At 68.9% G+C, this 13,061-nt stretch carries 10 protein-coding genes and 1 pseudogene; 7 read left to right on the forward strand and 4 right to left on the reverse strand.

What is annotated here, in order from left to right; all coding sequences use genetic code 11:
* The first annotated feature begins 154 nt into the window (after window positions 1–154).
* Both GA0070610_RS09315 and GA0070610_RS09320 read left to right on the forward strand, forming a co-directional pair.
* A complete protein-coding gene (locus GA0070610_RS09315; RefSeq protein WP_172896481.1) occupies window positions 155–1,798 on the forward strand; it encodes an ABC transporter ATP-binding protein in 1,644 nt (547 codons plus the stop codon).
* Window positions 1,795–3,564 carry an ABC transporter ATP-binding protein gene (locus tag GA0070610_RS09320; protein WP_088999652.1) on the forward strand — a complete coding sequence of 590 codons (1,770 nt, stop codon included), beginning with the start codon at window positions 1,795–1,797 and terminating at the stop codon, window positions 3,562–3,564. The genes GA0070610_RS09315 and GA0070610_RS09320 overlap by 4 nt, the downstream gene beginning before the upstream one ends.
* A gap of 62 nt (window positions 3,565–3,626) precedes the next feature.
* Here GA0070610_RS09320 and GA0070610_RS09325 read toward each other — a convergent pair whose 3' ends face one another.
* Window positions 3,627–3,749: an N-acetyltransferase gene (locus tag GA0070610_RS09325; protein WP_157747107.1), complete on the reverse strand. Its 123-nt coding sequence runs from the start codon at window positions 3,747–3,749 to the stop codon at window positions 3,627–3,629.
* 273 nt (window positions 3,750–4,022) lie between these two features.
* On the opposite strand from GA0070610_RS09325, the gene GA0070610_RS09330 reads away from it, so the two are divergent.
* Window positions 4,023–6,695, forward strand: a complete 2,673-nt coding sequence (locus GA0070610_RS09330) for a DEAD/DEAH box helicase (RefSeq protein ID WP_089003382.1) — start codon at window positions 4,023–4,025, stop codon at window positions 6,693–6,695.
* A 140-nt stretch (window positions 6,696–6,835) separates the two neighbouring features.
* Here GA0070610_RS09330 and GA0070610_RS30440 read toward each other — a convergent pair whose 3' ends face one another.
* The 3 genes from GA0070610_RS30440 to GA0070610_RS09340 form a co-directional block, all read right to left on the reverse strand.
* The gene (locus tag GA0070610_RS30440) at window positions 6,836–7,027 is read right to left on the reverse strand and encodes a hypothetical protein (RefSeq protein ID WP_157747108.1); all 192 of its coding nucleotides are present in this window, start codon (window positions 7,025–7,027) and stop codon (window positions 6,836–6,838) included.
* Window positions 7,028–7,414: 387 nt separating this feature from the next.
* Window positions 7,415–7,834, reverse strand: coding sequence for a hypothetical protein (locus tag GA0070610_RS09335; RefSeq protein ID WP_088999633.1), 420 nt, complete (start codon window positions 7,832–7,834; stop codon window positions 7,415–7,417).
* The gene (locus GA0070610_RS09340) at window positions 7,831–8,673 is read right to left on the reverse strand and encodes an IS5 family transposase (RefSeq protein WP_088999634.1); all 843 of its coding nucleotides are present in this window, start codon (window positions 8,671–8,673) and stop codon (window positions 7,831–7,833) included. The genes GA0070610_RS09335 and GA0070610_RS09340 overlap by 4 nt, the downstream gene beginning before the upstream one ends.
* 182 nt (window positions 8,674–8,855) lie before the next feature.
* Between GA0070610_RS09340 and GA0070610_RS09345 the strand changes: the two genes are divergently transcribed.
* From GA0070610_RS09345 to GA0070610_RS09360, 4 genes and pseudogenes are all read left to right on the forward strand, one after another.
* Window positions 8,856–9,797 (forward strand): McrB family protein, encoded by a 942-nt coding sequence (locus tag GA0070610_RS09345; RefSeq protein WP_088999653.1) that lies wholly within the window; start codon window positions 8,856–8,858, stop codon window positions 9,795–9,797.
* A gap of 1 nt (window position 9,798) precedes the next feature.
* Window positions 9,799–10,938: a 5-methylcytosine restriction system specificity protein McrC gene (locus tag GA0070610_RS09350; protein ID WP_157747109.1), complete on the forward strand. Its 1,140-nt coding sequence runs from the start codon at window positions 9,799–9,801 to the stop codon at window positions 10,936–10,938.
* Window positions 10,939–11,066: 128 nt separating this feature from the next.
* Window positions 11,067–11,678: pseudogene (locus GA0070610_RS09355) on the forward strand (helix-turn-helix domain-containing protein); the annotation flags it as partial.
* Between the two features lie 328 nt (window positions 11,679–12,006).
* Window positions 12,007–12,786: a transposase family protein gene (locus GA0070610_RS09360; RefSeq protein WP_088998274.1), complete on the forward strand. Its 780-nt coding sequence runs from the start codon at window positions 12,007–12,009 to the stop codon at window positions 12,784–12,786.
* The last annotated feature ends 275 nt before the right edge of the window (window positions 12,787–13,061 follow it).

A 13,061-nucleotide genomic window follows, 5' to 3' on the forward strand; every position in this document is an offset into this window, starting at 1 on the left:
CCGCTGGGGTGGGACAGCGGTCCCATCCCACCGGCCGGCCCCGCCGCGCCCCGTACGGACTTCGAGGAAGGCGTACCGCCGCATGGCCCACCCGCTCACACCCGCCGCATCGCCGTACCGCATGACGGTCGGCGCCGCACCCGGATGGCTGGCCGTGTCCGTGGTAGCCGCCATCGCCGGCGCACTGACCGCGACCGCACTGCCCGGCGCCCTCGCCCGGGTGGTCGACACGACCCTCGCCGGCGATCCCGACCACAAGGCGCTGGGGTGGCTGCTCGCTCTGGTCCTGTCAGACGCGGCCGCCGCCCTGCTCGGCACCGTCGCGGCCGCCACCGCCGGGGCCGCCGCGACCGTCGCCGTGCGACGCCGGCTGATCGACCATCTGCTGACCCTCGGGCTGGCCGGCCCGCGCGCACACCCCGCCGGTGACATCGCCACCCGCGTCACCAGCGGCGTGCCGCCGGTGACCGGCGCGCTGGCCACGGCGGTCACCGCGTTCGTCAGCCTCGGCACGGCCGCCGTCGCGGTGGTCCTGCTGGCCCGCCTCGACTGGCGTCTCACGGCCACCCTGCTGCTCACCGTACCCGCCGTGCTCGTACTCATGCGGCTGTTCATGCACCGCGCCGGCGACCTCTTCGCCGCCTACCAGCGGCTGCAGTCCGGCATCGCCGCACGACTGCTCGACGCCCTCGCCGGAGCCCGCAGCATCCGCGCCGGAGGCACCATCGAACGCGACATCGAGCGGGTCCTCACCCCGCTGCCGCAGCTCAGCGACACCGGACACGCGCTGTGGCGCCTGCAGCGCGGAGCCGCGTACGGCGTCGGACTGCTGCTGCCGATCGGCCAACTGGCCGTGCTCACCGTCGCCGGCTTCGGCGTGACGGCCGGGCGGCTCACCCCCGGCGAACTGCTCGCCGCGGGCGGATACACCATGCTCGCCCTGCAGTCCTTCTCCCAGGTGGACACCGTCATCGGCCTGGCACACGCCCGCGCCGCCGCGAACCGCCTACGCGAGCTGCTGAGCCTGCCCGACCCGCTCGGCCAGCCGGGCACCCTGCTGCCGCGCCCGACCGAGGCCGGGCTGACATTCGAGCAGGTGACCGTGGACGGATCCACCGGGCCCGTGCTCGACAAGCTCGATCTCACGGTGCCCGCCGGGATGTCGGTCGCGGTCGTGGGCCGTTCGGGGGCCGGCAAGTCGACCCTCGCGCAGCTCGCCGGCCGGCTCGCCGAACCCGACGCGGGACGGGTCCTGCTCGCCGGCGTCGACCTGCGCCAACTGGACCCGGCAGCCCTTCGCCGCAGTGTGGCGTACGCCTTCGAACGGCCGGCACTGCTCGGCGGCACGGTGGGCGGACTGCTGCGCCTCGGACGCCCCGAAGCCACCACGGCCGAGATCGAGGCCGCGGCCCGTGCCGCGCAGGCCCACCGCTTCATCGTCCGGTTGCCCGCCGGCTACGACACCGCGCTGTCGGCCGTACGGCTCTCCGGCGGGGAGTACCAGCGACTCGGCCTCGCCCGGGCACTGCTGCACGCCTGCCCGCTGACCGTACTCGACGACGCCACGTCCAGCCTCGACACCGCCACCGAGGTCGAGGTGGGGCGCGCGCTGACCCGCCTGCTGTTCGGCCGGACCAGCCTCGTGGTGGCGCACCGGGCCAGCACGGCGGCCCGGGCGGATTTCGTCGCCTGGCTCCACGCCGGCCAGGTCCGGGCGCTCGCCCCGCACGCCGAGTTGTGGACCGATCCGCAGTACCGGGCCCTGTTCCAGGCCGGATCACCCACGGAGGACGCATGAGACCCGACACGGGCGGAGAACTTCTGCGCACGGCCCTGCGCGATAGCCGGCCGGCGCTGTGGCGCATCGCCGGCTGGTCCATGGTGGAGGCGTTGCCGGCGCTGCTCTACGGCGTACTGGTCGCCGCGGCACTCGACCACGGGTTCCTGGCCGGCCGGCCGGCGACCGGCGTCGCCTACCTGGCGCTGCTTGCCGCCGCCATGATCGCCCGTGCGGCAGCGACCCGGGCGATGTTCCCGTGGTTCGCCGCCATCGTCGAGCCCCTGCGCGACCGGCTGGTCCGGGTCGTGGTCACCGGTTCGCTGGGCCGTGCCGTGTGGCACGGCGAACCCGCGGACCCGTCGGCCGTGGCCGGGCTCACCCAACACGTCGAAACCGTACGGAACCTGATCTCCGCGCTGCTGCGTACCTCCCGGCAGCTGGCCGTCTCCCTGATCGTCACGGTGGTGGGGCTGGCTGCGCTCGCGCCCCGCGCCCTCGTCCTGGTCCTGCCGCCGCTGGCGGCGGCACTGGCGCTGTTCCGGCGGCAGCTGCGAACCCTCGCCGCGCGGCAGCGCGCGGTGGTGCGGGCCGACGAGGCCCTGGCGCGCGGGACGGCGGAGGTGTTCGGCGGCATCCGCGACGTCGTGGCCTGCGGCGCCCAACGCACCGCAGCGGCCGACCTGACCCACGTCGTGGAGGAGCACGGTCGTGCCAGCCGTACCCTCGCCATCGCCGGCGGCATCCGCATCCTCGTGGTGTTGCTGGGCGCGCAGCTGCCGATGGTCGGCGTGATCGTCGCCGCTCCGTGGCTGACCGGTGCGGGCGGCCTGAGCGCCGGTCAGGTTGTCGGGGTGCTGACCTACCTGGCCTCCAGCCTCGAACCCGCCCTGCGCTCCCTGGTCACGGTCGTGGGCACCTGGGGTCTACAGCTGGCGGTCACCCTCGGTCGCCTCGCCGCGCAGCAGTCGACGCCGCCTGCCCGTACAGGGCGCCTGCCGGTGCCGGCCGAAGCCGCCCTGGAGGCGGACGCGGTGACCTTCGCGTACGGGACCACGGAGCCGGTCGTGCAGGACCTGTCCCTGACGCTGCGCCGGGGTGACCACCTCGCCGTGGTCGGCCCTAGCGGCATCGGCAAGTCCACGGTGGCCGCGATGCTGGCCGGGGTGGCCGCACCGCAGCAGGGTCGGATCACGGTGGGCGGCGTGTGTCTGGACGACCTCGACGAGGCGGCGCTGCGTGCCCACGTGAGCCTGGTGCCGCAGGAGGCGTACGTCTTCCGGGCGACGCTGCGGGAGAACTTCACTGCGCTGCGTCCGGACGCCGGCGACGATGTTCTCGACGAGGCGGTCGACGCCCTGGGCATGCGAGCCCTGGTCGACCGGCTGGGCGGCTACCACGCCGAGCTGACCGATCCGGACGTGCTTTCCGCCGGGGAGCGGCAACTCGTGGCCGCGGCCCGGGTGTACGTTCACGGCGCCCCCGTCGTGATCCTGGACGAGGCCACCTGCCACCTCGACCCGCCTGCCGAGGCCCGCGTCGAGGAGGCGTTCGCCGCTCGCGGCGGGACACTCGTCGTCATCGCACATCGCATCAGCTCCGCCCTGCGCGCCGACCGGATCCTGCTCCTCGACGGTGGCCGGCCAGTGCTCGGTGGGCACGCCGAGTTGCTGCACTCGGCACCCAGCTACGCCGACCTGGTCGGTCACTGGATGGATGTACGGCCCCGCACGCCGGACCGGTCTCAGCCCTTGCGGCCCCGGATGGCCACCCCGGCCACGAAGTAGCGCTGGCGAGGGATGCGCCGGGCACCCTGGCCCGCCGGGTGCGGCCGCCGGCCAGAGACCCGCTACTTCACCTTGCGTGTCGAGCGGGCCACGATCGCGTCGTACTCGGGGTGCTTGCCCAGCCATTCGCCGAGGAACGGGCAGATCGGCACCACCGTCCGCTTCCTGGCCCGAGCGTCGTCCAACTCTGTCCGGGCAGGGCCCGTTCGTCAGCTTGCGCTTCGACGTCGGGGCCTCAGCGAGTCCTTCGCGGATCTTCACCTGTGGCTGGCCGGGTTCCTGCCCGGTCTCTGCCTGCTCGCGGCGGATGACGGTAGACGCTCGATCCAGTCGAACTCACGATCGGCAGGTGCTGCGCCTGTCGCGTCGGCTTCCCGACAGATGCCTTCGGGGAGTCCTGTTCGCGTAAGGGGTGCACTACGATACCGTCCCTAACCCCCTCGATCTCTGCGGTGAGCATGAACAAGACGGAGCGCGAAGAGGTTCGTCGTCTTGCGGCGGACTTCAGCCAGTGGTGCCACCGTGGCGAGGACGTGCAGAACTGGCACCATACGGTCCAGGAGGCAGCCGACCGCGATGAAGAGAGCCTGCGGTCACGAAGCGTCATGGTTGGTCGGGCCGGCCAAGCCGCCTGGCGCGTACTCACCCTCCGGAGAAGTGACGCCGACGTCCTCAGGCGCCTCTGGGAGCGCGCCACCCTCCCCGCTCTGACCGCTGCCGACCGTACGCTGCTGCACCTGCTCACTGTGGACGGGCCCCGCGCCGTCACCGAGGTCGCACCGATGCTCGGGGTGCGCCGCTTCTTCACCGGGTCGGCGAAGAAGCAATCGGCAGACATGGCCGGCGAGTTCCTGCGCCGTCACCATGCGGCGTTCCTCCGGAGCGACGGACCTGGTCGACTGGAACGGCTCGGCGCCTTCACCGCGCCCGTAGATCCTCGACGGCTCGGGTTCCAGTCGCTGCTCGACCCCGCACTTCGCTTCGACCTCGTCTCCGGGCAGACCGCCCCGGCACCCGAGATCCTGGACCGGCCGGTCATCGATGGGCTGCCGGAAGCGCTGGACGCCATCGCGAACGTCGTCGCAGGCGAAGCTTCGTACAGGTCGGCGGCCCGCGACGCCGGTGAGAAGGTGAGACGCGCCGACGTCCAACGGATCCTGCACGAGATGCCGGTGGACGCGTTGAAGAGTGCTACCCGCGATCGCCTCCGGCTGGGGCCACTCTACGCAGAGGGGATCAAGACGGTGCAGGAAGTCCTGGACTGCGGCTGGTCCCTCCAAGCGCTGCCGGGGGTCGGCGAAACCTCAGCTCGGCGCATGCTCGGCGCAGCACAGACCCTCAGGCAGACGACCTACGACGAGATGCCAGTGCGCATCGACGTCAACCATCGTCACCCCGAAACCACCCAGCTGCTGCGCTGCCTCGCCGAATGGGACTCGTGCCGGCAGACCCGAGGTGCGGCAGCGGACCTCGAGCGCGCATCGGAACTCGCACCGCTGCGAGCAGCAATCGACAGCGGGACCACTCACCTGCTCGTGATTCCGGCCAGGCAACTCGCCGTCGCTGGACTCACCGAGAGCATCCAGATCGTCAAACGGCGAGCCGAACTGCTGGGCATGTCGTCCGCATCGGGCCGGAGGAACGTCGGCGCGGACCCGTGGGACGACTTCCTCGCCCGACCCGCCGACTACTTCGCCATGCTCGCCGAGCTGGGGTTCGCCACCGAGGACGAGAACGCGTCGCACGGCGACCTCCCCGAAGAGATCATTCAGGCGGTACGCGACCAGGCGCTCAACGGCGAGCACCTGACGGCGTCGCTGCGCGGCTACCAGAGCTTCGGAGCCCGCTTCGCCCTCGTGCAGCGCAAGGTCATCATCGGGGACGAGATGGGCCTCGGCAAGACCGTCGAGGCGATCGCGGTCCTCGCGCACCTGCGCAGCAGAGGCAAGACCCACTTCCTGGTGGTATGTCCGGCAGCAGTGGTGACCAACTGGATCCGCGAGGTCGCCGCCAAGTCGAAGCTGCGAGCATGCCGAGTCCATGGAACGGAACGCGCACGTGCAGCCCGAGCGTGGATGCGCGATGGCGGGGTTGCCATCACCACGTACGAGACGCTGGCGTGGTGGGAACCCGCGCTGCGGGACCTGCGCGACCTGGCCTGTGTCGTCGTCGACGAGGCCCACTACATCAAGAACCCTCAAGCGCAGCGGACGATCCGGACCAAGCGACTCGTCGCCAGATCGGAACGTGCGATCCTGCTCACCGGCACGCCGTTGGAGAACAAGGTCGACGAGTTCCGCAACTTGGCCTCCTACGTACGCCCGGACCTGACCGTGGACGCCGGCGACTTGTCGCCGCGGACGTTCCGCCGGCAGATCGCGCCGGCGTACCTGCGCCGAAACCAGGAGGACGTGCTGACCGAACTCCCGGAGCTCATCGAGATCGAGGAATGGTTGCCGCTCTCCGGTGCGGACGGCTCGCGGTATCGGGGCGCGGTCGAGCGCGGGAACTTCATGGAGATGCGCCAAGCGGCAATGCTCGAAGGATCCCAGTCGACCAAGATGCAGCGCCTGATCGAGATCGTCCGCGAAGCGGAAGAGAACGAACGCCGGGTCATTGTGTTCTCCCACTTCAGGGATGTTCTCTCCCTCGTGGCCAGGTCGTTGCCTGGGCCGGTGTTCGGGCCACTCACGGGCTCCGTGCCAGCCGGCCAACGTCAGCAGATGGTGGACCAGTTCTCGTCCGCCAGGCACGGAGCCGTGCTCGTGGCCCAGATCGTGGCCGGCGGCGTCGGACTCAACATCCAGTCCGCGTCCGTCGTCGTCATCTGTGAACCGCAGCTCAAGCCGACGACCGAGGCGCAGGCCATCGCCCGCGCGCACCGCATGGGACAGGTGCAGTCAGTGCAGGTCCACCGGCTGCTGTCCGAGGACGGCGTCGACCAGCGAATCACCGAACTGCTGGCGCGGAAGAAGCGGATCTTCGACGAGTTCGCCCGGGTCAGCGACATGGCCGACTCGAGCCCGGAGGCCGTGGATCTGTCCGAGGCGGAGCTCGTCCGAGAGGTCCTGGCTGCCGAGCGCCAGCGCCTCTTCGAGGATGCATCTGCCAAGACCGTCGGAGTTGAGTGACGGAACGGTCGCCGGCAGCTCGCGTGCTTCCGGTAGATGCCTCACGTCGCTGCCCTGGCGCGCAGGCAGGAGACGGGCCCAGCACAGCACGGCCGGGGCTGTCACAGACGCGGACACCGAATGGTGCCGTCCTGACGAAACTAGGAGAAAGAGCGGCCGTGATCGACGCTACGACCGAGCACATCATCAACGACGAGCGGCGGGCTTTTGGCCTGCGGTTCGTGCAGTCGCGGCGTGATGCGGAGGAAGCGGCGCGGCGGTACATCAATCAGCATCTCGGCTTCATGTCCACCGAGCAGATCATCGATCTCGGTCGTCTGTTCAACCAGCATGAAAAGGCAGGGCGCACTCGATTCGACCGCTTCACGCCAGGCTTCACCGGCGCGATCATGGCCAAGCTCGGCCGAAACCCGAGGCGCTTCAACCAGACGCTCGTACCGCTCTGGCGTGGATCGATCGAAGACGCGCTGAAGGTGCTGGGCCAGATGTTCCGAGACCGCTCGATCCTGCCCGGTGCCGGATCGTCACTGCCGAGCTTCCTGCTCTACCTCCGCGACCCCGAGCGGTTCGGCATATGCATCAACGCGACCATGGACGGTCTGGCGACCGAGACAGGAGCGTCGTACCGAGCGGACAGCCTGGCTAGCTATGAGAGGGTGGTTCGGAAGGGCATGTCCGGTTGTGGGTTTGGCCGCGGGGTAGAGGTCCTGCCCGTGGGGCTATGCGGCTGGCGGTGGCGAGGCGAGGGTGAACAGGCCGGCCTCGGGTTCGGTCAGGATCTGGCGGGCGACGAGGCGTTTGAGCTTGGCGCGGAGATTCTCGGTGTCCTTGGTGGTGGTGTCGGTGCCGAGGGCGTGGCAGATGTCCTTGGCGCGCATCGGTGCGGTGGCGGAGTGGAACACGGCGAGGATCTGCTGGTAAGCGGGGCTGGCGACGGTCGCGTCTGTGGGTGCCGCCGGGTCGGCGTGGCCGGTCAGGCTGAGCAGCGTCTTGCGGGTGATGGCGAGTTCGGCCAGCTCGGTCTCGGCTGTGGTGAGCTGGTCGGTGAGGGTGGCGATCTGCTCGCGGAGCCGCTCTGCGGTGATGCCGGCGGCGGTCTCGCGTTCGGTGAGCAGGTCCAGCAGCGGCGGTCGGGTCACCGTTGGTGGCCCGGGTCGCGCCAGGACGCGGTGGTGGTGCCGGTCAACCGGCGGACCAGGTTCGCCGTCGAGGCCCACCATGTGCGTGACACCGCCGAGGCGGGTCGGCTCTCGTACTCGCGGACCAGACGGCGGTGCAGCATCAGCGTGCCATTGGTCTGCTCCACCACCCACCGGCGTGCGATCGGCACGAACCCGGCGGCCGTGTCGGTGCGCTTGACCTGTTCGACGTCGATACCGTTCACCGCTCCGTGGATCTGCACGTCGTCTTTGAACCCGGCGTCGACCCATGCCTTGGTCACCGTCGGGGTGTGGGCCACGACGTTGTCCAGCAGTCGTACGCCGATCGCGTTGTCGGTGACCGACGCGGCGGTGACCACCACCGCGATGATCAACCCTAGGGCGTCCACCGCGAGGCCCCGTTTACGGCCCGGGACCTTTTTCGCGGCGTCCTTGCCGGTCGTGGCGGCCGGGACGTGGTTGGCGGCCCGGATCGACTGGGTGTCCAGCACCACCGCGGTCGGGTCCTCCCGCCGGCCGGCCCGCTCCCTCGCCTGGCAGCGCAACAGATCATGAATCACTTGGTCCGTGCCGTCATCGCGCCACAGGGCGAAGTAGTAGTAGGTGGCCGACTTCGGGGGCAGGTCGTGCGGCAGGTACGCCCACTGACAACCGGTCCGATTCTGGTAGAAGATCGAATTCACGATCTCCCGCAACTCGTAGCGGCCCTGATGCCCCGACACCGACGGATGCCGGTCTTTCCACGCCTGCAGGAACGGTCCGACCACCGCCCACTGGTCGTCGGTCAGGTCACTCGGGTACGCCGCACGCTCGCCCATGATCGACCCAACGCGATGGAGACCTCACCGGTTACGACCATCGCTCGCATTCACACACTGAGCCAAGCCCACAATGGGCAAAGGCTACCGAACCACCCTCTGAGACATTCTGCGCCGATCTGCGATCCTGGCGACAGGAGCACGGTGTAACACCACAGGAGGCCGACGCGATCCTCACGGAGATGATGCGCAGGGCGCGCCCGGAAAACCTACTGTCGCTGCTGGACGCCACTGGTGAGTCCAGCAACGGAATGCCGGTGAGTAGCTCAACCGAGGCGAAGATGACGGCGGAGCAGGTCGCCACAGCCTGCTACCTGCCGGTGGAACAGATCGATGAGTGGGTCTCGGCGCTCACCACCGGAATGCGCCAGGCCGTCTTCCACGGTCCTCCTGGCACCGGCAAGACCTACATCGCTCGGCTCCTGGCCCGCCACATGGCCAGCTCGTCACAACACATCGAACTCGCCCAGTTCCATCCGGCCTACTCGTACGAAGATTTCGTCGAAGGGCTGCGCCCCGAGGTCGGTGCCGAGGGCGCGCTGAGCTATCGGGTCCGCCCGGGTGTCTTCTCTCAGCTGTGCGAGCGCGCGCAGCAGGCTCCGGACCAGACTTTCGTGCTGGTCATCGACGAGATGAACCGCGCGGACTTGGCGGCGGTCTTCGGTGAGCTGATGTTCCTCCTGGAGTATCGGGGTGACTCACCGGTCACCCTGCCGTACTCGCAGCGGCGGATGTCCGTCCCGCAGAACCTGTTCGTGCTGGGAACGATGAACACCGCAGATCGAAGCCTGGCCCTGCTGGACTTCGCACTTCGTCGCAGGTTCCACGCCTTCCCGGTGCTACCGAGTGAGGCCGTGCTGAGCAGCTGGGCCGATGCGCGACCCAGCGCCAACAAGGACCTGGCGCTCGGGCTCTTCCGGCTGATCCGAGACCGCGTTGGGCTGGACGTGCCCGTCAGCCCTGGTCACTCGTACTGGATGGCGGAGGGCCTCGACGCGGCAACGGCGGAACGGATCTGGTCGTACCAGCTCCGACCGTACCTGGCGGAGCACTGGTTCGACCGGCCTCGCGAGCTCGAGCAGCTCGACACCGATGTCCGGGCGCTCATCGCGGAGCGCGCCTGAATTGATCGAGCTCACCGAATACGAGACGCGCACCATCCAGCTCAGCCAGGACGAGGCCTACGAACTTTCGAGCCTGACTCGGGGGAGTGCGGACAAGACCCAGCAGCCCCGCGTCGTCGAGCGGCTCGCGCCCACCGGACAAGCAGAGGTGTACGACATCCAGCCAGGGCCATATGTGGGCAGGTTTCGCCTGCGTAGCGGCCGTGTCGTCGACATCTCGAGCAGATTCGCGTTCCGCGACTTGGCTCTCCTGCTCGGTCTGGGTGGCAAGGCAGCGTTGCTACGCCACGACGCGACTTCGGCCCAAGGCGGCGCTGGTCTGATGGACCTCATCGCGTTGGCGTTCGTCCGCGAGGCTGAGCGAATAGCAGGACAGGGCCTGGCCAAGGGCTACAAGCAAACGATGGTGGCCAGACCCCCGTATGCCGGAGTCCCCGCTGTCACCGCACATTTGAACGCCCACGCCGGCCGTGCCGATCGTCTCGTCACGACGACCAAACGCCTTACCGCGGACATCGAGCTCAACCGGCTCATCGCTTCCGCGCACGGGAAGCTGTGCCGGATCACCTATCAGGACAAACAGCTCGAAGCCCGGCTACGGCAACTCGCGCCTGTATTTCGAAACATCAACGCAGCAGAGGATGGGAGCCGGCAGCTACCCATGCTGCCGGCGCGGTACAGGGAGATCCATGATTTGGCGAGGCTCGTCCTCGATCACCGGACCACGCTGCCTGCCGGTAGCGGCATCGCCGGAGTCGGCGTGCTGTTCAACATGACCAAGGTCTGGGAGAGCTACGTCGGACGGTGGCTCAGGACCCACCAGCCGGAAGCCGTGGTGCACAGCCAATACCCCATTTCCCTGGTAGACATTGGCCCGGCAAGGCGAGCCCGGGCGGACTTTGTCGTAGAGCTTGGCGGCCGGCCAGTCGCCGTCTACGACGCGAAGTATCGGCCTTGGAAAGAGTGGCCGAATACTGCGGAGCTGTACCAGCTCTTCACCTACGCCAGCCGACTGTGCGTGGACCACGCTGCGCTTGTCTACCCGGGAACAGAGGCGCTCAACAGGCAGATGACGATGGGCAACGTCCTGATGGAGGCCATCGCGGTTCCCCTTGAAGAATGGGCCGTCCAGGACGGCTGATTCAACGCAGGCTCCTGGGCATGTGCCGAGAACTGCCGCATGACGGCCAGCACTGCGGTGTCGGCTCCGCCTGAAAACTGACCCCGTGTTTCCGGCTGAATTTTGACCCCTTCCGGAAGCATCGGGAGGTGCTGAGCGTGGAGGACTGGGCGGAGATCCGTCGGTTGCACCGGGCGGAGCGGATGGCGATCAAGGCCATCTGCCGCCGGCTGGGGGTCTCGCGGAACACGGTGCGCAAGGCTGTGGCCAGTCATGAGCCGCCCCGCTATCAGCGGGCGGCGAAGGGCTCGTTCGTGGACGCGGTCGAGCCGCAGATCAGGGCGTTGTTGGCGGAGTTCCCGGACATGCCGACGACGGTGATCATGGAACGGGTCGGGTGGACCCGTGGCAAGACGGTGTTCGCCGATCGGGTGCAGCAGCTGCGGCCGTTGTTCCGCCGCCCGGACCCGGCTCAGCGGACGGAGTATCTGCCGGGAGAGTTGGCGCAGTGCGACCTGTGGTTCCCGCCGGCGGACGTGCCGTTGGGCTTCGGGCAGGTCGGCAGGCCGCCGGTGCTGGTGATGGTGTCGGGGTATTCGCGGTGGCTGTCAGCGGTGATGATCCCGTCCCGGCAGTCGCCGGATCTGCTGGCCGGGCACTGGACGCTGATCTCCGGCTGGGGACGGGTGCCCAAGGCGTTGGTGTGGGACAACGAGTCCGGAGTCGGGCAGTGGCGGGCCGGGCGCATCGACCGATGTGGCTGCGGGAGCCAGCGCTGCTGCCAACCGAGGCGTAGTCCCCGCCCGACGTCCGGCGTGCGCGTCCATTGGGGACGTTCAGGTGGGTCGGCCAGGGCATACGGTCACCTTGGCTAGATATTCATGTTGCTTGTATATTCAGCACCATGCGGTCGACTTCGCGTCCCGCGCTGCGGGAACTGTGGGTTCTCAGCGAAGTTGATTCGTTCTCACTGAATCTGATCCGTACCTGATCCGTTCTCACGGAACTTGATTCGCCCTGGGCCGTCGCTAAGGGATGTCTCGTAACCCCGGTGTCTGTCCGTTGAGGATGGTCGGTCAAGATGCCTGGGTGCAGGTGATCTCGGCAGCCCGCCCGGAGTGGATCTTCCCGTTCACCGGGCTGCAGCCCGCCCAGTTCCGTTCGCTGGTCCGGCTGGTCGCCGAGCGCGGCGGTGACGGCATCGCCGACGGCCGGCCGGGCCGGCAGTGGGCCCTCGACCTGCCGGATCGGGTGTTGCTGGTCGCCGCGTACTGGCGTACGAACCTGACGATGCGGCAGATCGGCCCGCTGTTCGGGGTGTCGCACTCCGCCGCGCACCGGGTCATCGACACCCTCGCGCCGCTGCTGGCCCTGGCGCCGGTGCGTAAGCGGCCGGTCGAGCAGATCGCGATCGTCGACGGGACGCTGGTCCCCACCCGCGATCACCGCCTGGCCGCCCGGAGCAAGAACTACCGCTACTCCACCAACCTGCAGGTCGCCATCGACGCCAGCACCCGCCTGGTCATCGCCGTCGGCGACCCGCAGCCCGGCAACCGCAACGACACCATCGTCTACCGCACCTCAGGCATCGCCGAGAAGCTCGACGGGCGGCCGGTGATGGCCGACGGCGGCTACCGCGGCAACCCCGAGGTGATCATCCCGTACCGCAAGCCCACCGACGGCAGCGACCTGCCGGACTGGAAGGAAGCCCTCAACGTCGAACACCGCACCGTCCGAGCAGGGGTCGAACACGCCCTGGCCAGGATGAAGTGCTTCAAGATCCTGCGCGACTACCGCCGCGCCGCCCACACATTGACCGACGCCGCGTCCGGCATCGCTAACCTCCACAACATCATCCTGGCCGGCTGAACGCCGGGCCGGTGCCGGGCAACGCCTCCACCCAGTTACGAGACGTCCCTTAGAAGGGATGTCGGGGGCACCCCAGTCGGCGCCGAGGTCTTCGAGCGCCGACTCCCACCAAGCGCATCGGATATGGCGGGTTGTCAGCTCCACGACGTGCTCGCGGAACTTCTTGTACTCATACAGCGTGACTCCGGCTATGGCCAGTATCCCAAACGTCCAAAAGAGCGTGTCGAAGGCGGGGCCACCGAGGCCGAACTCAACCCACCCCGGCACCAGGAAGG

Origin of the sequence: Micromonospora echinofusca, assembly GCF_900091445.1 — a bacterium.
In the GTDB taxonomy this organism is placed as follows: domain Bacteria; phylum Actinomycetota; class Actinomycetes; order Mycobacteriales; family Micromonosporaceae; genus Micromonospora; species Micromonospora echinofusca.

Coding starts and splice junctions, on each gene's coding strand:
- GA0070610_RS09340 (WP_088999634.1), bottom strand. CDS start 8,673: ATGGGCGAGCGTGCGGCGTACCCGAGTGACCTGACCGACGACCAGTGG.
- GA0070610_RS30440 (WP_157747108.1), bottom strand. CDS start 7,027: ATGCTGGTTGAACAGACGACCGAGATCGATGATCTGCTCGGTGGACAT.
- GA0070610_RS09345 (WP_088999653.1), top strand. CDS start 8,856: ATGATGCGCAGGGCGCGCCCGGAAAACCTACTGTCGCTGCTGGACGCC.
- GA0070610_RS09330 (WP_089003382.1), top strand. CDS start 4,023: ATGAACAAGACGGAGCGCGAAGAGGTTCGTCGTCTTGCGGCGGACTTC.
- GA0070610_RS09320 (WP_088999652.1), top strand. CDS start 1,795: ATGAGACCCGACACGGGCGGAGAACTTCTGCGCACGGCCCTGCGCGAT.